General features: G+C 67.2%; 20 protein-coding genes. 7 read left to right on the forward strand and 13 right to left on the reverse strand.

Features of this window, described 5'->3' with window-relative positions; all coding sequences use genetic code 11:
• Positions 1–2: 2 nt before the first annotated feature.
• From pcaF to paaA, 10 genes are all read right to left on the reverse strand, one after another.
• Positions 3–1,208, reverse strand: coding sequence for a 3-oxoadipyl-CoA thiolase (gene pcaF, locus IP92_RS10190; protein ID WP_145874433.1), 1,206 nt, complete (start codon positions 1,206–1,208; stop codon positions 3–5).
• Between the two features lies 1 nt (position 1,209).
• Positions 1,210–2,532: a phenylacetate--CoA ligase PaaK gene (gene paaK, locus IP92_RS10195; RefSeq protein WP_145874434.1), complete on the reverse strand. Its 1,323-nt coding sequence runs from the start codon at positions 2,530–2,532 to the stop codon at positions 1,210–1,212.
• Between the two features lie 32 nt (positions 2,533–2,564).
• Positions 2,565–3,005, reverse strand: coding sequence for a hydroxyphenylacetyl-CoA thioesterase PaaI (gene paaI, locus IP92_RS10200; protein WP_145874435.1), 441 nt, complete (start codon positions 3,003–3,005; stop codon positions 2,565–2,567).
• The gene (gene paaH, locus IP92_RS10205; protein WP_145874853.1) at positions 2,995–4,551 is read right to left on the reverse strand and encodes a 3-hydroxyacyl-CoA dehydrogenase PaaH; all 1,557 of its coding nucleotides are present in this window, start codon (positions 4,549–4,551) and stop codon (positions 2,995–2,997) included. Before paaH ends, paaI begins: the two co-directional genes overlap by 11 nt.
• Positions 4,551–5,357, reverse strand: coding sequence for a 2-(1,2-epoxy-1,2-dihydrophenyl)acetyl-CoA isomerase PaaG (gene paaG / locus IP92_RS10210; protein ID WP_145874436.1), 807 nt, complete (start codon positions 5,355–5,357; stop codon positions 4,551–4,553). The genes paaH and paaG overlap by 1 nt, the downstream gene beginning before the upstream one ends.
• A gap of 101 nt (positions 5,358–5,458) precedes the next feature.
• Positions 5,459–6,538, reverse strand: coding sequence for a 1,2-phenylacetyl-CoA epoxidase subunit PaaE (gene paaE / locus IP92_RS10215; protein WP_145874437.1), 1,080 nt, complete (start codon positions 6,536–6,538; stop codon positions 5,459–5,461).
• Positions 6,539–6,542: 4 nt separating this feature from the next.
• Positions 6,543–7,064: a 1,2-phenylacetyl-CoA epoxidase subunit PaaD gene (paaD, locus tag IP92_RS10220; RefSeq protein WP_145874438.1), complete on the reverse strand. Its 522-nt coding sequence runs from the start codon at positions 7,062–7,064 to the stop codon at positions 6,543–6,545.
• 16 nt (positions 7,065–7,080) lie between these two features.
• Positions 7,081–7,833 carry a 1,2-phenylacetyl-CoA epoxidase subunit PaaC gene (gene paaC / locus IP92_RS10225; protein ID WP_145874439.1) on the reverse strand — a complete coding sequence of 251 codons (753 nt, stop codon included), beginning with the start codon at positions 7,831–7,833 and terminating at the stop codon, positions 7,081–7,083.
• A gap of 9 nt (positions 7,834–7,842) precedes the next feature.
• On the reverse strand, positions 7,843–8,127 hold the full coding sequence (paaB, locus tag IP92_RS10230; RefSeq protein ID WP_130187516.1) for a 1,2-phenylacetyl-CoA epoxidase subunit PaaB: 285 nt from the start codon (positions 8,125–8,127) through the stop codon (positions 7,843–7,845).
• Positions 8,128–8,137: 10 nt separating this feature from the next.
• Entirely contained in the window at positions 8,138–9,118 is a 981-nt protein-coding gene (gene paaA / locus IP92_RS10235; RefSeq protein WP_145874440.1) for a 1,2-phenylacetyl-CoA epoxidase subunit PaaA, read from the reverse strand.
• Between the two features lie 112 nt (positions 9,119–9,230).
• On the opposite strand from paaA, the gene paaX reads away from it, so the two are divergent.
• Entirely contained in the window at positions 9,231–10,145 is a 915-nt protein-coding gene (paaX, locus tag IP92_RS10240; protein ID WP_307724847.1) for a phenylacetic acid degradation operon negative regulatory protein PaaX, read from the forward strand.
• 118 nt (positions 10,146–10,263) lie between these two features.
• Here paaX and IP92_RS10245 read toward each other — a convergent pair whose 3' ends face one another.
• Positions 10,264–11,361, reverse strand: coding sequence for a TRAP transporter substrate-binding protein (locus tag IP92_RS10245; RefSeq protein WP_145874441.1), 1,098 nt, complete (start codon positions 11,359–11,361; stop codon positions 10,264–10,266).
• A gap of 147 nt (positions 11,362–11,508) precedes the next feature.
• Here IP92_RS10245 and IP92_RS10250 point away from each other — a divergent pair, with 147 nt between their 5' ends.
• Positions 11,509–12,633: a M14 family metallopeptidase gene (locus IP92_RS10250; protein ID WP_145874442.1), complete on the forward strand. Its 1,125-nt coding sequence runs from the start codon at positions 11,509–11,511 to the stop codon at positions 12,631–12,633.
• A gap of 7 nt (positions 12,634–12,640) precedes the next feature.
• Here the strand turns inward: IP92_RS10250 and IP92_RS10255 are convergent, their stop codons facing one another.
• A complete protein-coding gene (locus IP92_RS10255; RefSeq protein ID WP_145874443.1) occupies positions 12,641–13,555 on the reverse strand; it encodes a LysR family transcriptional regulator in 915 nt (304 codons plus the stop codon).
• A 100-nt stretch (positions 13,556–13,655) separates the two neighbouring features.
• On the opposite strand from IP92_RS10255, the gene IP92_RS10260 reads away from it, so the two are divergent.
• Together IP92_RS10260 and IP92_RS10265 are read left to right on the forward strand one after the other, a co-directional pair.
• Positions 13,656–14,627, forward strand: coding sequence for a polysaccharide deacetylase family protein (locus tag IP92_RS10260; RefSeq protein ID WP_145874444.1), 972 nt, complete (start codon positions 13,656–13,658; stop codon positions 14,625–14,627).
• 13 nt (positions 14,628–14,640) lie between these two features.
• Complete coding sequence (locus IP92_RS10265; protein WP_145874445.1) at positions 14,641–15,144, forward strand: ester cyclase; 504 nt, start codon at positions 14,641–14,643, stop codon at positions 15,142–15,144.
• Here IP92_RS10265 and IP92_RS10270 read toward each other — a convergent pair.
• Positions 15,130–15,873: a helix-turn-helix domain-containing protein gene (locus IP92_RS10270; protein WP_145874446.1), complete on the reverse strand. Its 744-nt coding sequence runs from the start codon at positions 15,871–15,873 to the stop codon at positions 15,130–15,132. The two genes, IP92_RS10265 and IP92_RS10270, sit on opposite strands and share 15 nt — an antisense overlap.
• A 134-nt stretch (positions 15,874–16,007) precedes the next feature.
• On the opposite strand from IP92_RS10270, the gene IP92_RS10275 reads away from it, so the two are divergent.
• From IP92_RS10275 to IP92_RS10285, 3 genes are all read left to right on the forward strand, one after another.
• On the forward strand, positions 16,008–16,400 hold the full coding sequence (locus tag IP92_RS10275; RefSeq protein ID WP_145874447.1) for a hypothetical protein: 393 nt from the start codon (positions 16,008–16,010) through the stop codon (positions 16,398–16,400).
• Positions 16,397–17,173 (forward strand): DUF2145 domain-containing protein, encoded by a 777-nt coding sequence (locus tag IP92_RS10280; RefSeq protein ID WP_199271937.1) that lies wholly within the window; start codon positions 16,397–16,399, stop codon positions 17,171–17,173. The genes IP92_RS10275 and IP92_RS10280 overlap by 4 nt, the downstream gene beginning before the upstream one ends.
• Before the next feature lie 77 nt (positions 17,174–17,250).
• Positions 17,251–18,369, forward strand: coding sequence for a hypothetical protein (locus IP92_RS10285; protein ID WP_145874448.1), 1,119 nt, complete (start codon positions 17,251–17,253; stop codon positions 18,367–18,369).
• Positions 18,370–18,403 lie beyond the last annotated feature (34 nt).

Genomic DNA, 18,403 nt, shown 5'->3' on the forward strand with positions numbered 1-18,403 from the left:
CCTCACACCCGTTCGATGACGAGCGCGATGCCCTGGCCGACGCCAATGCACATCGTGCACAGCGCATAGCGCCCGCCCGTGCGCTCGAGCTGGTTGACGGCCGCCGTGACGAGCCGCGCGCCGGATGCGCCCAGCGGGTGGCCCAGCGCGATCGCACCGCCGTTCGGGTTCACGTGCGCCGCATCGTCCGGCACGCCCAGGTCGCGCAGCACGGCAAGGCCCTGCGCGGCGAATGCTTCGTTCAACTCGATCACGTCTATCTGGTCGATCGTCATGCCCAGCTGCGCCAGCAGCTTCTTCGACGCCGGGGCCGGGCCGAAGCCCATGATCCGCGGCGGCAGACCCGCCACGGCCATGCCCAGCACTTTCGCACGGGGCTTCAGGCCGTATTGCTCGACGGCCTGGCGGGAAGCCAGCAGCAGCGCGCACGCGCCGTCGTTGACGCCGGATGCGTTACCGGCTGTGACAGTTCCGCCCGGCTTCACGACACCCTTCAGCTGCGCCAGTTTCTCGATCGTCGTGTCCGGGCGCGGATGCTCGTCCGTGTCGAACACCGTCGACTCGCCCTTCTTCGAATGCAGCGTGACGGGCACGATCTCGTCCTTGAACAGGCCGGCGGCCTGCGCGGCGGCCCAGCGCTGCTGGCTGCGCAGTGCGAACGCATCCTGGTCGGCGCGGTTCACGCCGAATTCCTCGGCCACGTTTTCCGCCGTCTCGGGCATGCTGTCGATGCCGTACTGCTCCTTCATCTTCGGATTGACGAAGCGCCAGCCGATCGTCGTATCCTCGATCTTCGCGGCGCGCGAGAATGCGCTGTCCGCCTTGCCCATCACAAACGGCGCGCGCGTCATGCTCTCGACGCCGCCGGCGATCATCAGGTGCGCCTCGCCGGCGCGGATCGCCCGCGCAGCGGTACCGACGGCATCCAGGCTCGAGCCGCACAAGCGGTTGATCGTATTGCCCGGCACGTCCGCCGGCAGGCCGGCCAGCAGCGCGGCCATGCGGCCCACGTTGCGGTTGTCCTCGCCCGCCTGGTTGGCGCAGCCCAGCAGCACGTCGTCCACCTTCGCCCAGTCGATGGATGGGTGACGCTCGATCAGCGCACGGATTGGCAGCGCGGCCAGGTCGTCCGTGCGCACCGCGGCGAGCGCGCCGCCGTAGCGGCCGAACGGGGTGCGGATCGCGTCGATGATGAATGCATCTGTCATGTCAATTCCTTGGTCGTTTGTCGATCACGCGGCGGGCCTTGCCCGTCAGCGTGCGTTCGATGCCGTCCGGTCCCACCACGCTGACGCGGGTGGTGACGCCGACGTACGTCTTGATGTGGTGTTCCAGCTCGCGCCCCAGCGCGGCCACTTCGCTGTCCGACAGCAGCGCAGCCACTTCCTGGCGCAGCTCCGCCACGACGTCCAGCTTGTCCAGGTGCCCGTCGCGCGACACGACGAGCTGGTACTGCGGCGCCAGTTTCGGCATCTTGAAGATCAGCTCCTCGATTTGCGTGGGGAACACGTTGACGCCGCGGATGATCAGCATGTCGTCCGAACGCCCCGTGATCTTACCGATGCGGCGCATCGCGCGCGACGTCGGCGGCAGCAGCTTCGTCAGGTCGCGCGTGCGGTAGCGGATCACCGGCATCGCCTCTTTCGTCAGGGATGTGAACACCAGTTCGCCCTCGGCGCCGTCCGGCAGCACCTCGCCCGTTTCCGGGTCGATGATCTCGGGGTAGAAATGGTCTTCCCAGATCACCGGACCGTCCTTGCTCTCGATGCACTCGGAAGCGACACCTGGGCCCATCACTTCCGACAGCCCATAGATATCGACGGCATCGATGCCGGCGCGCTGTTCGATCTCGCGCCGCATCGCATCCGTCCACGGCTCGGCGCCGAAGATGCCCACCTTCAGCGACGACGTGGCCGGGTCCACGCCCTGGCGCTGGAATTCCTCGACGATGTTGAGCATGTACGACGGCGTGACCATGATGATCGACGGCTCGAAGTCGCGGATCAGCTGCACCTGCTTTTCCGTCTGCCCGCCGGACATCGGCACCACCGTGCAGCCGAGCCGCTCGGCGCCGTAGTGGGCGCCCAGGCCGCCCGTGAACAGGCCGTAGCCGTAGGCGATGTGGACGATGTCGCCGGCCCGGCCACCGGCCGCGCGGATCGAGCGGGCGACGACGCCGGCCCACACGTCGATGTCGTTCTTCGTGTAGCCGACCACGGTGGGCTTGCCCGTCGTGCCGCTGGATGCATGCACGCGCACCACCTGCTCGCGCGGCACGGCGAACATGCCGAACGGGTAGTTATCGCGCAGCGCCTTCTTGTCCGTGAACGGGAACTTCGCCAGGTCGGCAAGGGTGTGCAGATCGTCCGGATGCACGCCCTTCGCGTCGAACGCGGCGCGGTAGTGCGGCACGTTCTCGTAAGCGTGTTTCAGCGTGTGGCGCAGCCGCTGCAATTGCAGCGCCTGCAGCTCGTCGCGGCTGGCGCGCTCGATGGGCTCGAGCTCACTAGCCCCTGGAATACGGGCAACCATGGTGTCTCCTCTATCGTTTACTGCAAGCCTGGTCAGGCGACCGTGCCGCCGATCCGGTGCGACTTGCCCCGGAACGTGGCGATCAGGCGGCCGTCCTGGTTCACGACGTCGACGTCGTAGATGCCGGTCTTGCCGGCAAGCGCCCGCTCTGTCGCCGTGGCGGTGAGCAGGTCGTCCTGGCGTCCTGGCGCCAGATAATCGATCGTGCAGCCGGCGCCCACCGTCACGTGGTTATGGCTGTTGCACGCAAAGGCAAAGGCGCTGTCGGCCAGCGCGAAGATGAAGCCGCCGTGGCACGTGGCGTGGCCGTTCAGCATGTCCGGCCGCACGCGCATCGACATGCGCGCATAACCGGGGCGGATCTCGTCCAGGCGCATGCCCAACGTGCGGCTGGCCGGGTCGCGTTCGTACATCGCCGCGCCGGCCGCTTCGGCCAGCGCCTGCGGGTCCATCACATGCGTGTCATTCGGCATGGAGACGCTTTCCCGCCGCGTGACGGCGGCGCAGCAGCGGCGAGACACGGTAGCGGTCTTCGCCATACGTGGCCGCCAGGTTGTCCAGCACCCGGACGACATGGCCGACGCCGATCGCGTCCGCCCACGCCAGCGGGCCTTTCGGATAGTTGACGCCCTTCTGCATGGCGGTGTCGACGGCGCGCGCGCTGCACACGCCCTGGTGCACGGCGTCGGCCGCCTCGTTGGCCAGCATCGCGACGGTGCGCATCACCGCCAGGCCAGCCACGTCGTCCAGCCGCGTCACGGTGAAGCCGGCCGACTGGAACAGGCCGACGGCCGCCCGCCACGCTCCTTCACCGCACTGGTCGGCACGGGCCAGCGCGATGCGCGTCGCCTTGGCCGCATCGAGCACGAGGTCGAACACCACCGTGTCGTCATGCCGGTTGGTGCGGGCCCGTGCGGTGGCCGTGCGGCCGTCCGTCAGGTAGATCGCCGCGCCATTGCAGTGGAACGCAGGCGCTTCCGCATGCTGGTGGCCTTCGGCCGAGGTGCGCCGCGTGACGTGGATGCCGTGCGCCTCCAGCCGCGCCAGCATCGGCTCCGTCAGCCCGCCGTTCGCGCCCGCCTCGAGGCTGTAGCCTACGTACTCCGGACGCGGGTAGGCCGGCTCGCTCTTCGGCTGCGGCGGCACGGCGTTCTCCGCATAGCGGTAGAAGCCGCGGCCGGCCTTGCGGCCGAGGAAGCCGGCATCGACCATCTCCAGCTGCAGCACGGAAGGCGTGAAGCGCTGGTCGCCGTAATAGGCGTCGAACACGGATTTCGTGACGGCGTAGTTGACGTCGTGGCCGATCAGGTCCATCAGCTCGAAGGGCCCCATCCGGAACCCGCCCGCCTCGCGCATCACCGCATCGATCGACGCCGGGTCCGCCGCCTGTTCGCTCAGCAGCCGCCAGCCTTCCGCGTAATACGGCCGTGCCACGCGGTTGACGATGAAGCCCGGCGTCGACTTCGCGTGCACCGGGGACTTGCCCCACGCGGCCGCGGTATCTTGCACGGCTTGCGCGACGGCGGCATCCGTGGCGAGGCCGCTGACCACTTCCACCAGCGCCATCAGCGGCACCGGATTGAAGAAGTGCATGCCGACCAGGCGCTCCGGCCGGCGCAGCGCCGCCCCGATGGCCGTGACGGACAGCGACGATGTATTGGTGGCCAGGATCGCGTCGTCCGCGACGATGCTTTCCAGCTCGGCGAACAGCGCGCGCTTCGCATCGAGGTTCTCGACGATCGCTTCGATCACGAGGTCGGCGTCGGCCAGCTGCGCCAGCGATGGGGCGCGCACGAGGCGCCCAACGGCGGCTTCCGCTTCGGCCGCGCTCATCTTGCCCTTGGCGGCCAGCTTGCCCCAGGCCGAACAGATACCGTCGAGCGCCTTGTCCACGGCGTCGGGCCGGGCGTCGTACAGTTTCACGGTGTGTCCCGCGGCAGCCGCGACCTGCGCGATGCCTGCACCCATTGCGCCACTGCCGATGACGGCAACGATGCTGGTTTGTCCCAGAGCGGCCATCATTCCCCCTTGAAGTGCGGCGTGCGTTTGCCGATGAAGGCATCGACGCCTTCGCGGTAATCGTGGCTGTTGCCCAGCTCGCGCATCATCTGCGCCTCGAGCTTCAGCTGGTCCGGCAGCGTATTCGCCCACGAGACCTGCAGCGCGTGCTTCGTGTAGGCCAGCCCTTTCGTCGGCGCGCATGCGAAGTGCTCGGCCAGCGCCAGCGTTTCCGTCATCAGCGCATCGTCCGGCAGCGCCTTCCAGATCAGGCCCCATTGCTCGGCACGATCGGCCGTCAGCTTCTCGCCGAGCAGCGCCAGCCCCATCGCGCGCGCCGGGCCGACGAGCCGCGGCAGGTGCCACGTGCCGCCCGTGTCCGGGATCAGGCCCAGCTTGCAGAACGCTTCGATGAACGTCGCCGACTTCGCGGCCAGCACGATGTCGCACGCGAGCGCCAGGTTGGCACCGGCGCCGGCGGCCACGCCGTTGACGGCGCAGATCACCGGCATCGGCAGCTCCTTGATCGCCAGGACCAGCGGTGCATAGAACTTCTCGACGGAGTCGCCCAGGTCCACCGGCTGGCCGCCCGGCGCGACGGCGCGGTCGGACAAGTCCTGGCCCGCGCAGAAACCGCGGCCGGCGCCCGTCAGCACGAGCACGCGTACGGATTTGTCGGCGCGGATCTTTTCGAATGCGTCGCGCACTTCAAGGTGCATCGCCTGGGTGAAGCTGTTCAGCTTGTCGGGGCGGTTCAGTGTCAGCTTAGCGATGCCTTCGCTGATGTTGAACAGGATGTTTTCGTACAGCTTGTTGTCGTTGTTCATTGGTGTCTCCTCCAATACCCCAAAGGCAGAGGCCGGGGTCAGACCCGACGGGTCTGACCCCAGGGGTTGCTTTTGGGTTTGAATCTACTTGACCGGCCCTTTTACTCAGCCTGGTCAAAGTCGATAACCACTTTATCCGTCGCGGGAAAACTCTGGCAGCTCAGCACGAACCCGCGCGCGATCTCGTAGTCTTCCAGCGCATAGTTGACGTCCATATCGACCTTGCCTTCGACGACCTTGCAGCGGCACGTCGAGCATACGCCCCCTTTGCACGAGTAGCGCATCTCCAGGCCGGCCTTCAGGCCCGCGTCCAGGATCGATTCCTTGTCCTTCTCCATCGTGAACGTGGCGGCCGTGCCGTCCTGGATCACGGTGACCTCGGTCAGGTGCTGCGCCGCCCGCGCATCCAGTGCGCGCGGCTTGTGCTCGTGCTTCGGGATCGATGCGGCAAAGAGTTCGAACTTGATGTTCGCAGCCGGCATGCCGGCCTCCTTCAGCGCGCTCGAGACGCCCTGCATCATGTCTTCCGGGCCGCAGATGAACGCCGTGTCGTAGTCTTCGATGTCGATCCAGTGCTCCAGCAGCTGCCGGGTCTTTTCCTGCGTGATGCGGCCGTTGAACAGGTCGATGTCCTGCTGCTCGCGGCTCATCACGTAGACGACGTTCAGGCGCTCCAGGAACAGGTCCTTCAGTTCCGTCAGCTCGTTCTTGAAGATCACCGACGACGACGCCCGGTTGCCATACACGAGGGTGAAGCGGCTCTGCGGCTCCGTCAGCAGCGTCGTCTTGACGATCGACAGGATCGGCGTGATGCCGCTGCCCGCGGCGAACGCCAGGTAGTGCTTGCGGTTCTCGCCATGCAGCGGCACGTTGAAGTGGCCCATCGGCGGCATCACTTCGAGCACGGCGCCTGGGCGCAGCGCTTCGTTGGCCCAGGTGGAGAACATGCCGCCGGGCGTGCGCTTGATCGCCACGCGCAGCGCGCCGTCCTGCACGGCCGAGCAGATCGAATACGAGCGGCGCACGTCCTGGCCGTCGATCAGCGCACGCAAGGTCAGGTGCTGGCCCTGCTGATACTGGAAGCTGTCCCGCAGCTCGGGCGGCACGGCGAACGTGACGGCGATGCAGTCGCGCGTTTCGTTGTGTACCCGGGAGACGGTCAGCGGATGGAATTTGCTCATGATGTCAGTGGCACTTGAAGTAATCGAACGGCTCGCGGCAGGCCAGGCAGCGGTACAGCGCCTTGCACGGCGTGGAGCCGAACTGGCTCGTCATTTCGGTATGCGTCGATCCGCAATGCGGGCAGGCGACCGTCGGTGCGAGGGACGCGCGGCGCGCTACGGCGGCGGCCAGGCTGCCATGCAGCTGCACCGTCTGCGCCGGCGGCGCGATGCCGTAGCCTGTCAATTTGGCCTTGCCGGACTCGCTCATCCAGTCCGTCGTCCATGCGGGCGACAGCCGGGTGGCGACGTGCACGTGCTCGACGCCACGCCGATGCAGTGCCTCGCGCACGGCGCTCTCGATTACCTGCATCGCCGGGCAGCCGGAATACGTGGGCGTGATCGTCACGGTGACGGCGTCGCCGCCCTGCACGGCCACGCCGCGCACGATGCCCAGGTCGACGACGGAGATCACGGGGATCTCCGGGTCCGGCACCTCGGCGAGCCATGACCAGACGGTGGCTTCGTCCACTAAGAGCGCGTTCATGTGGTCACTCATCGCATCACCACTGCGCGCCCGGATAGGCGCGCTGCAGGAACTGCATCTCGGCCAGCAGGTAGCCCAGGTGTTCGCTGTGGCGGCCCTGCTTGCCGCCCTTCTGCATCCACGCGTCCGGCGCGGGCATCGTCAGCGTCGCTTCGGCAAAGATGTCGGCCACGTGCGCCAGCCATTGGGTGCGCAGGCCGGCCGCCGCGGGGGCGACGCCGGCGGCGATCATCTGCGCGTCGACGTCGTCTTCCATGAACAGCTCGCCCGTGTACATCCACAGCTCGTCGGCCGCCGTCTGCATGTAGGCGTGGCTCGTGGCCGTGCCGTCGCCCAGGCGCACCACCAGGTCGCCGCTGCGGCGCAGGTGGTACGTGACTTCCTTCAGCGACTTCTCGGCGATCTCCGCGATGCGCGCATCGGACGACTGCACCAGCGCACCGATGAGGAAGTAATGCCACGTGTCGAAGTAGAACTGGCGCATCATCGTGTGCGCGTAATTGCCATTCGGCTGTTCGACCAGCAGCGCGTTGTGGAAGTCGTGCGCGTCGCGCAGGTAGGCCAGCGCATCCTCGTCGCGACCACGCCCTTCCAGCTCACCCGCATATGTGAGCCACATGCGGGCCTGCCCCAGCAGGTCCAGCGCGACGTTGGTCAGCGCCATGTCCTCTTCCAGTGCCGGCCCTTTGCCGCACAACTCGGACAGGCGCTGGCTCAGCACGAGGGCGTTGTCGCCCAGGCGCAGCAGATACTGCAACTTGGCATCCATGGCGCGGCCTTACAGGTTCTTGACTTCTTCCGGCATCGGGAAGAAGGTCGGGTGGCGGTACACCTTGCTGTTGGCGGGCTCGAACAGCGCGCCCTTGTCGAACGGGCTGCTGGCAACGATGTCCGCCGCGCGCACGACCCAGATCGACACGCCTTCGTTGCGGCGCGTGTACACGTCGCGGGCGTTATTGATCGCCATCTCGGCATCCGGCGCGTGCAGGCTGCCCACGTGCTTGTGGGCCAGGCCGTGCTGGCTGCGGATGAACACTTCCCACAGGGGCCATTCCTTGCTCATGCTTGTCTCCTCACGCTGCTTTCTGTTTTTTCTCGGTGTGCGCCACGAGCGCTTCGCGGAACCACTCGCCGTCGTCCCAGGCTTGCACGCGCGTGCGCAGCCGCTCGCGGTTGCAGGGGCCGTTGCCCTTCAGGACGTTGTGGAATTCTTCCCAGTCGATCTCGCCGAAGTCGTAATGGCCCCGTTCCTCGTTCCATTTCAGGTCCGGGTCGGGGATCGTCAGGCCCAGGTACTCGGCCTGCGGCACGGTCTGGTCGACCATGCGCTGGCGCAGCTCGTCGTTGGAGAACAGCTTGATGCGCCACTTCGTCGATTGGGCGCTGTTGACGGAGTCCGCATCCGATGGACCGAACATCATCAACGACGGCCACCACCAGCGGTTCAGCGCATCCTGCGCCATCGCCTTCTGTTCGGGCGTGCCCTTGGCAAGGCTCATCATGATGTCGTAGCCCTGCCGCGCGTGGAACGACTCTTCCTTGCAGACGCGGATCATCGCCCGCGAATACGGGCCGTACGAGCAGCGGCACAGCGGGATCTGGTTGATGATCGCGGAGCCGTCGACGAGCCAGCCGATGGCACCGATGTCGGCCCACGACAGCGTCGGGTAGTTGAAGATGCTCGAGTACTTGGCCTTGCCGGCATGGAGCGCGGCCAGCAGTTCGTCGCGCGAGACGCCCAGCGTTTCGGCAGCGCTGTACAGGTACAGGCCATGGCCCGCTTCGTCCTGGATCTTCGCCAGCAAAATCGATTTGCGCTTCAAGGTCGGCGCGCGCGTGACCCAGTTCCCCTCGGGCAGCTGGCCGACGATCTCCGAGTGCGCGTGCTGCGAAATCTGCCGGATCAGCGTCTTGCGGTAGGCCTCCGGCATCCAGTCCTTCGGCTCGATCTTGATGCCGTCGTCGATGCGTTGTTGAAAGGCACGCTCTTCGGCGCTCATGTCACTTTCTGTGCGGACATTTTTGAGGCCCGTCTCCACCATTTGTGCGTACATGGGTGTCTCCTCCTTGACTTCATATTACGATACACAAATTCATTTGCAAACAGATTTTTTGTGTCATGTTCGAATTCCGTATCTTGTTCGGTGACGTAGGTACAATGGCAGCATGAGAATGAAGCTGAACGACTGGATCGACCAGTTCTTGACGCAGGACCCGCCCCGCTCGAAGTCGCTGGTGATGACGGTATTCGGCGACTCCGTGGTATCGCATGGCGGGCTGGTGTGGATGGGCAGCCTGATCGAGCTGCTGGCGCCGTTCGGCGTCAACGACCGGCTGTTGCGCACGTCCGTGTTCCGGCTGGCGCAGGAAGGGTGGCTTGAATCGCAGCGCGACGGGCGCCGCAGCAACTACATGATCACGCAGCAGGCGGCGCAGCGCTTCGCGCGGGCGTTCCGCCGGGTGTACGCGGCGCCGCACGCGCACTGGCACGGCAGCTGGACGTTCGTGCTGGGCACCAACAGCCTGTCGGCCGCCGAGCGGGCGCTGCTGCGCAAGGAATTGCTGTGGGAGGGGTACAGCGTGATCGCCCAGGGTATCGCCGGGCATCCGGCGGGCGACGCGGAAGCGCTGGACGCGCTGCTGGGCCGCCTGAACATGCGCGGCAAGGTGTACGTCGTACAGGCCGCGCAACTGCCGGGCGTGCAGGGCAAGCCGCTGGCGGACCTGATCAGCGAAGGCTGGGACCTGCGCGAGATCGGCGCAGCCTACCAGCGCTTCATCGACCGCTTCGAGCCTCTGCTGCGCCTGCTGCCGCGCGAGCTGGCGCCGGAGCAGGCCTACATCGTGCGCACCCTGCTGATCCACGCCTACCGCCGCGTCCAACTGCACGACCCGCAACTGCCGATGGAACTGCTCCCCGAGCCATGGCCGGGCGCGGCTGCGTACGACCTGGCGCGCGACCTGTACCAGCTGACGCATGCCGCGGCCGAGGAGCACGTCCTCGCCGCGCTGCGGCGCGAGGACCCGGAGGTGCCTGAGGCGGAGCCGGCGTTTTACCAGCGCTTCGGCGGCCTGACCTGACGGCTGAGCCCGTGTCCCTCTGGGGTCAGACTCCAGGGGGATACGGGCTCATCAGGCAAATAGTCGAGCTCGTGTCCTGTCGGGGTCTGCCCCCAGAAGGACACGAACCGGGCCGTAGTTACTTCCGCGTCGCGGTGATCAGATAGTTCTGCATCGCCGCTTCCGCCACAGATGCCCACTGGTTCTGGTCATGCCGGAACTTCTTCCACGGCTCGTAGATCTTCTTGAACTTCGCGTTCTTCGCGGCTTCCTCTTCCATCACCGCGGTGGACTGCTTGTACGCCGCGTCCAGCACTTCCTTGCTGAAGTTGCGCAGCTTGGCGCCGTTCTTCAGCAGGCGCGCCAATGCGGCCGGGTTCTTCGCGTCGTAGTCCGCCTGCATGCCGACGTGGCATTCGTACGATGCCGCTTCCAGCGCGGCCTGGTACTGCTTCGGCAGCTTGTCCCATTCCTTCGCGTTGACGTAGAACGACAGCTGCGGCCCCGCTTCCCACCAGCCCGGTGAGTAATAGAACGGCGCCACGCGCACAAGGCCGAGCTTTTCGTCGTCGTATGGGCCGACCCATTCGGCCGCGTCGATCGTGCCCTTTTCCAGCGCGGCGTAGACGTCGCCCGCCGGGATCTGCTGCGGCACCACGCCCATCCGCTCCATCACGCGGCCCGCGAAACCGGCCACGCGCATCTTCAGGCCCTTCATGTCGGCCAGCGAGCGGATCTCCTTGCGATACCAGCCGCCCATCTGCACGCCCGTGTTCCCGCCCATGAAGTTGATGATGCCGTAGCCGCGGTAGAACTCGCGCAGCAGTTCGCGGCCGCCGCCCTGGTCGAACCACGCCGTCTGCTGGCGCGACGTCAGGCCGAACGGCACCGCGCAGTCGAACGCGAACGTGGGGTCCTTGCCGAAGTAGTAGTAGGCCGGCGTATGGCCAATTTCGACGGTGCCTGCCTGCACGGCGTCCATCACCTGCAGTCCCGGCACGATCTCGCCGGCGGCGAACTGGCGGATCGTGAATTTGCCGTTGGTGAGCTGGGATACGCGCTTGACGAACTGCTCGGCCGAGCCGTAGATCGTGTCCAGCGTTTTCGGGAAGCTGGAAGCGAGCCGCCAGCTGACGGCCGGCTGCGCTTGCGCCAGCGCCGGCGCAGTGATGGTGGCGGTAGCGGTGCCGGCGCCTGCCGCGATGGCGGTCTTGGTGAGAAAGGAACGACGCTGCATCGAAGTCTCCTCTTGAATGGATGAGCGATTGTATCCGCTTGCGGCAATGTTGGCGGATCGGCCACGGCACGGCTGCGCCCCGCCGATAAAGCCGCTATCATGACGGCCTCGCGCCACTCGCGCCGTTTCCAACAACAAGGGCACACAATGTCTATCAAGATCAGCAGCCAGTTCGACGCTGGCGCCATCGACGTCGTCAGCGTTACCAGCGCCGGCGACATCGACGTCAACATCCGCAAGGATTCCCACGCCGATATCGTCCAGTGGTTCTACTTCCGCGTGCAGGGCGCGGCAGCCGTGCCGCTGACGATCCGCTTCCTGAACGCCGGCAAGGCCGCCTATCCGGACGGCTGGAAGGATTATCACGCCGTGGCCAGCTACGACCGCGACACGTGGTTCCGCGTCCCCACCAGCTACGACGGCGAAGTGATGACGATCGAGCACGCGCCGGAACACGACAGCGTCTATTACGCCTACTTCGAGCCGTATTCGTGGGAACGCCACCTGGCCCTGCTCGACAGCGCGCAACTGTCGCCGCTCGCCGAGCTGGTCGACCTCGGTTCGACGGTGGACGGCCGCGACCTGAACATGCTGGTCGTCGGCGACCCGGATGCGCCGAAGAAGGTCTGGGTCATCGCCCGCCAGCACCCGGGCGAAACGATGGCCGAGTGGTTCGTCGAGGGCATGCTCGAAGCGCTGCTCGACCCGGCCGATCCGTTCGCGAGCCAGTGCCTGAAGGAGGCCGTGTTCTACGTGGTGCCGAACATGAACCCGGACGGCTCCGTGCGCGGTAACCTGCGCACCAACGCGGCCGGCGCGAACCTGAATCGCGAATGGAACGAGCCGACGATGGAGCGCAGCCCCGAGGTCTTCCTCGTCAAGCGGAAGATGCAGGAAGTCGGCTGCGACCTGTTCTTAGACATCCACGGCGACGAAGGCCTGCCGTACGTGTTTGTGGCCGGCAGCGACTCGCTGCAGAACTTCACGGCTGGGCAGAAGGCCGAGCAGGACCGCTTCATCGAGGACTTCAAGATCGCCAGCCCGGACTTCCAGAGCGAATTCGGCTACCCGGACGCGCCGTTCACGCCGGAAGTGCTGACGATGGGTTCGCCCCACATCACCCACCTGTTCGGCTGCCTGTCGCTGACGTTGGAAATGCCGTTCAAGGACAACGCGAACGATCCCGATCCGGTCAACGGCTGGAACGGCGCGCGCTCGATGAAGCTGGGCGCCGCGATCCTGCAGCCGGTGCTGCGCGCACTGCGCCGCTAAGCGGTCCTCACCGCGCCTGGCCGAGCCGCTGCGTGAAGCGGCCGGCCAGGAATTCCAGCAGCAGCCGCACGCGCATCGGCATCAGGCGCCGGTGAAACAACGCGTGCACGTGCGCCGCCGGAGTCTCCCACTCCGGCAGCAGCACTTCCAGGCGCCCCGCCGCCACGTCGTCCGCCACGTCCCACTGGGACTTGTAGCCGATCCCCTTCCCCGCCAGCAGCCAATCCCGCACGACGGCGCCGTCGTTGCTCTCCCACGCCTGCTGCGCCGGCAGGCGGAACGCGGTGCGCACGCCGTCGCGCTGCAATGTGATTTCCTCCGCCATGCCTGGGGCGCCCAGCAGCGTGACGAAGCGGTGCGCCGCCAGGTCGGCCGGCACGCGTGGCCGCGCGATACCGTCGAAATAGGCCGGCGCCGCGCACAGCACGCGCCGGTTCGGCGCCAGCCGCCGCGCGTGCAGGGAACTGTCGCGCGGCCGGCCGAAGCGGATCGCCAGGTCGATCTCGTCATGCAGGAAGTCGGAGTACGCGTCCGACAGCGTCAACCCGAACGACACGTCGGGATGCAACCGCGCGAAGTCGTCGAGCCAGCGGCACAGCGTGTGGCGGCCGAAGTCGGACGTGGCGGCGATGCGGATCTTGCCGCGCGCCGTGTCGCGGCGGGCCTGCAACGCCGCCTCGGCATCGTCGACGGCCTGCAGCGCGACGCGGCAGTGCTCCAGGTACAGGCGGCCTTCGTCCGTCAGGCGCAGCCGCCGCGTGGTGCGCTCGAACAGACGCGCCTGCAACGCCTGCTCCAGCTTCTGGATGCGTGCGCTCGCCGCAGCCGGCGACAAGCCCAGCTTGCGCCCCGCCGCGGACAAGCCGCCCAGCTCCGCCGCGCATGCGAACAACCGCATGTCGCCCAGCCTGTCGTACGCCATTCTTCGGTTCCTTTTGAAAATGATTCGCTACCTGGGCCAATTATCAATCACGCGGCCGGCGGCCACAATCGCTCCATCGACCCATCCACAAGGAGCAACCATGCAATCGACACCATCGCGCCGGACCTTCCTGGTGCAAGCCGCGGCCACCGCTGCCGCCGTCGCCGGCAGCGGCCTGCTGGGGCGGGAAGCCGTCGCGCAGCCAATCGCCGCGCCGGGGCAATTCTGGCCGGGCGGCACCCGCCTCGTGATCTCGATCTCGATGCAGTTCGAGGCGGGCGGCCAACCGCCCAAAGGCACCGACAGCCCGTTCCCGCCAGTGGCCATGCCGGAGCACGTGCCGAGCGATCCCGCCGCCAACACGTGGTTCGCCTACGGCTACCGGGAGGGCATCCCGCGCATGCTGGACTTGTGGGACAGGCACGGCGTCAAGGTGACTTCCCACATGATCGGTGAGGCCGCGCGCCGCCATCCCGAACTGGCCAGGGAGATCGTGCGCCGCGGCCACGAAGCGGCGGCGCACGGGCCGCGCTGGAGTTCGCAATTCGCGATGGACCGTGCCGAGGAAAGGCGCTTCCTGGAGGACGCGCGGGCGATGGTCGAGCAGGTCACCGGCACCCGGCCGGTCGGCTACAACTGCAACTGGCTGCGCCGCGGCCCGAACACGCTGGCATTGCTGCAGGAACTGGGCTACCTGTACCACATCGACGACGTCAGCCGCGACGAACCGTTCATCGAGCGCGTGGGCGGCAAGGACTTCGTCGTCGTGCCCTACACGTTGCGCAACAACGACATCGTGCTGATCGAAGGGCGCAACTACTCGCCACAGCAATTCCTCGCCCAGATCACCAGCGAATTCGACCAGCTGTACGAGGAAGCGGTCACGCGCCGCCGCATGATGTCGATCAGCGCGCATGACCGCATCAGCGGCACGCCGCAGATGGTGCGTGTGTGGGACAGGTTCCTCGCCTACGCGGCCACCAAGCCCGGCGTTGCCTTCCTGCGCAAGGACGAGATCGCGCGCATCGCGCTGGACAGCCCGCTGACGGTGCGCGAACCGGAAACCATCTGACAAGGAGAACCACATGACATCGACTAACCACATCGCGGCCGGCACGATCGCCGCCCTGGCGTTCGCGTTTGCCACGACAGCCACCGCCACCGCCGCCGTCCATGTGGGCGGCGCCCCGGACCCGGTCGTGCAAGCCGCGCGCACCTATGCGCAGTTCTGGAATACCGGCGACCCGGCCCTGGCGCGCGCCGCGCTGGCGCCCGGCTTCATCGACCGCACATTGCCGCCGGGCCGCGCGCAAGGGCCTGACGGCCCGCTGCAAGCGTCGCGCACGTTCCGCGCCGCCGTGCCGGACCTGCGCGCTGAAGCGACGGACATCGTCGCCGAGGGCGACCGCGTCGCCGTGCGGCTGCACTTCACCGGCCATTTCACGGGCACGTTCGACGGCCGGCAAGGCCATGGCGAGCCGATCGACTTCCAGGCTTTCGACCTGTACCGCGTGAAGAACGGCAGGATCGCCGAGAACTGGCACCTGGAGGACAACCTGACGCTGTTGCGGCAGCTAGGCGCCCGCTGACCGCCGCAACGCCCGGAACGCGTCGGGAAGCCAGGGCCGCGCCGCCAGCAGCACGGTGACGGCGTGGCGCTCCCCGTACGGCAGCCGGGCATCGGCCTGGTGCTGCTGCGAGAAGTCGTCCGCCACCTGGCGCAGCCGCGCCAGCAGCGCCTGCGCCGACGCGTCCGACAGCATCACGTTCACGAGCCGCAGCAGTTCGCGCGGGCCGTGGAAATCCGCGTCGAGATAAGCGCCGGCGGCCTCGCGGCGGAACCACGTCTGGATCGGCCCATCGGGGATCCAGCCGAACGTACGCGCCACCAGCAGCTTCACGCGATTGTTTGGTTTGAGGACGAGAAAGCCGATGCGGTCCAGCCGCAACAGGTACTTCACGCCCTCCGCCTCGGTCAGCGCATACGTCGCCACCAATTCCTCCAGCGGTACGCCGTTCAGCGCCGCGACGGCCACCAGCAGCAGCTTCGGGTCGCCGATCAATTCCTGTTCCTGCGCGTGCGTGAGCTGCGCGATCAGCGTGGGCGCTTCCAGCGCGCTCTGCGTCAGGTCCAGCAATTCGAGGCCGGCGGCCGCCAGCACGTCGTCCAGCCGCGCCAGCGTGAAGCTCTTCTGCGCGAACATGCGCTTGACGCCCGCCTCGGACATGCCGATACGCCGCGCCAGCTCGGCATAGGTGATGCCGCGCGCCTTCAGTTGGCGTTTCAGCCCATCGATCAGTATCGCGCTGCTCGACATTATTCACTTCCCATCTGAAAGTATTGGATTCCTATACTTTAGCAGTCGCCTGTCGCTACTGTCGAGCCAGCGCTTGCCCAGCGGACCGCGGGCGCGGCATCATGCGCTCACTCCAACCACACAAGGACCCGATCATGAAACGCCTCTTCCTCGCCGCCCTGCTGAGCCTTTCCTGCGCCGCCCACGCGGCCGACGGCTCCGCGCCGTCGCGCGCCCTGTCCGACATCACCGGCAGCGTCGTCGGCGGTTCCGCGGTCGCCGTGCTGGTGGCGGGCAGCGTCGTCGTGGGTGTGGACAAGATCGCCGACGGCATCGAGCTGGTGCTGAAGAACGCGGCGGACGGCAGCCGCGCCACGGTGCGCCTGTCCGGCAAGGCGGCCGAAGGCTTGTCCGTTGCGGCAGGGACGGTGTTGGACGTGACGGCTACCGCCAGCGGGCACCTGCTCGTCATGTCCGGCAAGGCGATCGCGTTCATTCCGAACGAGGCGGGCAAGGCGCTGCTGCACAGCGCGAAGGTCGGCGCATGAAGCGCCTGCTGCTGACGGCCTGGCTGGTCCTTTGCCTGCCCGCATGGGCCGGACAGGCCTGCGACGACAAGCCGCTGTCCGCTGCGGATGCGGCGCGTTCGCTGGACCTGGCCCTGCGCACCGTCCAGGCGCTGGACGCCAGCGGTGCCCAGGTCGCCCTCGTCTCGCGCGCCGGCCAGGACCTGTCCGCATACGGGCTGCGCTACTCGCATATGGGCATCGTCGTGCGCGATCATCCGGCCGGACGCTGGACCGTCGTGCACGAGCTGAACGAGTGCGGCACGGCGTCGTCGAACCTGTACGAGGAAGGCATGGGCAACTTCTTCCTGACGGACCTGTTCCGGTACGAGGCCCAGCTCGTGATTCCCGACCCTGCCGTCCAGGCGCGCCTGGCGCAACTGCTGGCCGGCCGCACGCCGCGGCGGCTGCACGAGCCGCGCTACAACATGCTGTCGTACGCATTCTCGACCCGTTACCAGAATTCGAACCAATGGGTACTCGAGACCTATGCGGCGGCATCCGCGCCGTCGGGCCAGGTGGAGACGCGCGACGAGGCGCAGGCATGGCTGAAGTCCTCCAGCTTCAGCCCCATCACCGTCGATGTTCCGGCCACGAAGCGGCTCGGCGCGCGCATGTTCCGCGCCAACGTGGCATTCGACGACCACCCGTTCGACCGGCGCATGGCGGGGCAGATCGACACCGTCACGACCGAATCGATCGTGCGGTTCGTCCGGCAGAAGGACCGTGCCGCTACGCTGCAAGTCGTGGAGTGACGCACCGACTTTGAGCGGGCGCAAACCTGCCGGGCCCAGCGGGACAAAGATGGAAGCTCCACAATCAGGAGACCACCATGCGCCCCGCTCCCTACCTCCTTGCCCTCCTGCTTCTCGCCCTGCTGGCCGGCTGCTCGCTGCCTTACCGCCCGCCTCAGTTCATCGAGACCGATACGAAATTCCCCGGCCTGATCGACTTCGTCGCCCAAGCGCCGGACCGCAAGGCGGACGTGCTGCTGGTGCACGGCATGTGCACGCACGACGCGCGCTGGGCCACCGACACGGTCGCCACGCTGGCCAAACAGCTGGCCGCCAACGTGCAAGCCCGGCCCTCGGTGCGCGGCACGGCGCCGGAAATCGCGCCGTACATCGAAATCGTCCCGCTCGACGTCGTCACGCCGCAAGGCACGCTGCGCTTCCAGTCGCTGATCTGGTCGCCGCTGACGACGCCCGTCAAGCAGCAGCTGTGCTATGACCAGACCCACAAGTCGCCGATCTGCACCGGCGCGCCGCCGTTCCCTTACACGCGGGCGAAATTCAATGGCAAGGTGAAGGACTGGCTGCTGGACGACTGCCTGCCCGATGCGCTAGCCTACCAGGGCGTGGCGCGCGACCAGATCCAGCTGCGCATGCGCAACGCGATCCTGCGGACGATGGGCGACAGGGACGACGGTGCGCCGCTCGTCGTGATTTCGGAAAGCCTGGGCAGCAAGATCCTGTTCGACACCTTGCTGCGCATGACGCAGGAAGGGCCGGAGAGCCGCGCGGCGCAGGTGGCCGAGCGTGAAGTGCGGCGGATGGCATGGCTGATCATGGCGGCCAACCAGATCCCGCTGCTGCAGGTGGCGGACCAGCCGCTGGCAACGCAGGCGCCGCTGGCCGCGCAGGCCGCACCGCCGGACAGCCTGCAACAGCTGCTGCAGATGCGCCGCATGCCGGCGCCAGCGAGCCGCCGCGCCGCGACGCCGCTCACGCTCGTCGCGTTCAGCGACCCGAGCGACGTGCTGACGTACACGCTGCCGCCGGAGCGCTACCGGGAAGCGGGCGCCGTCGTCTACAACGTGCTGGTGTCCACCGCGCCCACGTATTTCGGCTTCATCCAGGACCCGGTGCGCGCCCATGAGGACTATCTGGTCAATCCGGATGTGGGCAGCCTGATTGCCTGCGGTGTGCCGCGCAGCGACAAGTGCAAATGATGGCGCAATCGGCGAGCGGGGACCGTGTCCCCGC

This window comes from Pseudoduganella flava (assembly GCF_007830495.1).
GTDB lineage: Bacteria > Pseudomonadota > Gammaproteobacteria > Burkholderiales > Burkholderiaceae_D > Rugamonas > Rugamonas flava.

What these genes read in the sequence shown, in the direction of transcription:
- paaB (WP_130187516.1), bottom strand. Translation starts at nt 8,127, where the DNA reads ATGAGCAAGGAATGGCCCCTGTGGGAAGTGTTCATCCGCAGCCAGCAC.
- paaH (WP_145874853.1), bottom strand. Translation starts at nt 4,551, where the DNA reads ATGGCCGCTCTGGGACAAACCAGCATCGTTGCCGTCATCGGCAGTGGC.
- paaX (WP_307724847.1), top strand. Translation starts at nt 9,231, where the DNA reads ATGAGAATGAAGCTGAACGACTGGATCGACCAGTTCTTGACGCAGGAC.
- IP92_RS10265 (WP_145874445.1), top strand. Translation starts at nt 14,641, where the DNA reads ATGACATCGACTAACCACATCGCGGCCGGCACGATCGCCGCCCTGGCG.
- paaA (WP_145874440.1), bottom strand. Translation starts at nt 9,118, where the DNA reads ATGTACGCACAAATGGTGGAGACGGGCCTCAAAAATGTCCGCACAGAA.
- pcaF (WP_145874433.1), bottom strand. Translation starts at nt 1,208, where the DNA reads ATGACAGATGCATTCATCATCGACGCGATCCGCACCCCGTTCGGCCGC.
- IP92_RS10275 (WP_145874447.1), top strand. Translation starts at nt 16,008, where the DNA reads ATGAAACGCCTCTTCCTCGCCGCCCTGCTGAGCCTTTCCTGCGCCGCC.
- IP92_RS10260 (WP_145874444.1), top strand. Translation starts at nt 13,656, where the DNA reads ATGCAATCGACACCATCGCGCCGGACCTTCCTGGTGCAAGCCGCGGCC.
- IP92_RS10285 (WP_145874448.1), top strand. Translation starts at nt 17,251, where the DNA reads ATGCGCCCCGCTCCCTACCTCCTTGCCCTCCTGCTTCTCGCCCTGCTG.
- IP92_RS10270 (WP_145874446.1), bottom strand. Translation starts at nt 15,873, where the DNA reads ATGTCGAGCAGCGCGATACTGATCGATGGGCTGAAACGCCAACTGAAG.
- paaI (WP_145874435.1), bottom strand. Translation starts at nt 3,005, where the DNA reads ATGCCGAATGACACGCATGTGATGGACCCGCAGGCGCTGGCCGAAGCG.
- IP92_RS10255 (WP_145874443.1), bottom strand. Translation starts at nt 13,555, where the DNA reads ATGGCGTACGACAGGCTGGGCGACATGCGGTTGTTCGCATGCGCGGCG.
- paaG (WP_145874436.1), bottom strand. Translation starts at nt 5,357, where the DNA reads ATGAACAACGACAACAAGCTGTACGAAAACATCCTGTTCAACATCAGC.
- paaE (WP_145874437.1), bottom strand. Translation starts at nt 6,538, where the DNA reads ATGAGCAAATTCCATCCGCTGACCGTCTCCCGGGTACACAACGAAACG.
- paaK (WP_145874434.1), bottom strand. Translation starts at nt 2,532, where the DNA reads ATGGTTGCCCGTATTCCAGGGGCTAGTGAGCTCGAGCCCATCGAGCGC.
- IP92_RS10250 (WP_145874442.1), top strand. Translation starts at nt 11,509, where the DNA reads ATGTCTATCAAGATCAGCAGCCAGTTCGACGCTGGCGCCATCGACGTC.
- IP92_RS10245 (WP_145874441.1), bottom strand. Translation starts at nt 11,361, where the DNA reads ATGCAGCGTCGTTCCTTTCTCACCAAGACCGCCATCGCGGCAGGCGCC.
- paaC (WP_145874439.1), bottom strand. Translation starts at nt 7,833, where the DNA reads ATGGATGCCAAGTTGCAGTATCTGCTGCGCCTGGGCGACAACGCCCTC.
- paaD (WP_145874438.1), bottom strand. Translation starts at nt 7,064, where the DNA reads ATGAACGCGCTCTTAGTGGACGAAGCCACCGTCTGGTCATGGCTCGCC.
- IP92_RS10280 (WP_199271937.1), top strand. Translation starts at nt 16,397, where the DNA reads ATGAAGCGCCTGCTGCTGACGGCCTGGCTGGTCCTTTGCCTGCCCGCA.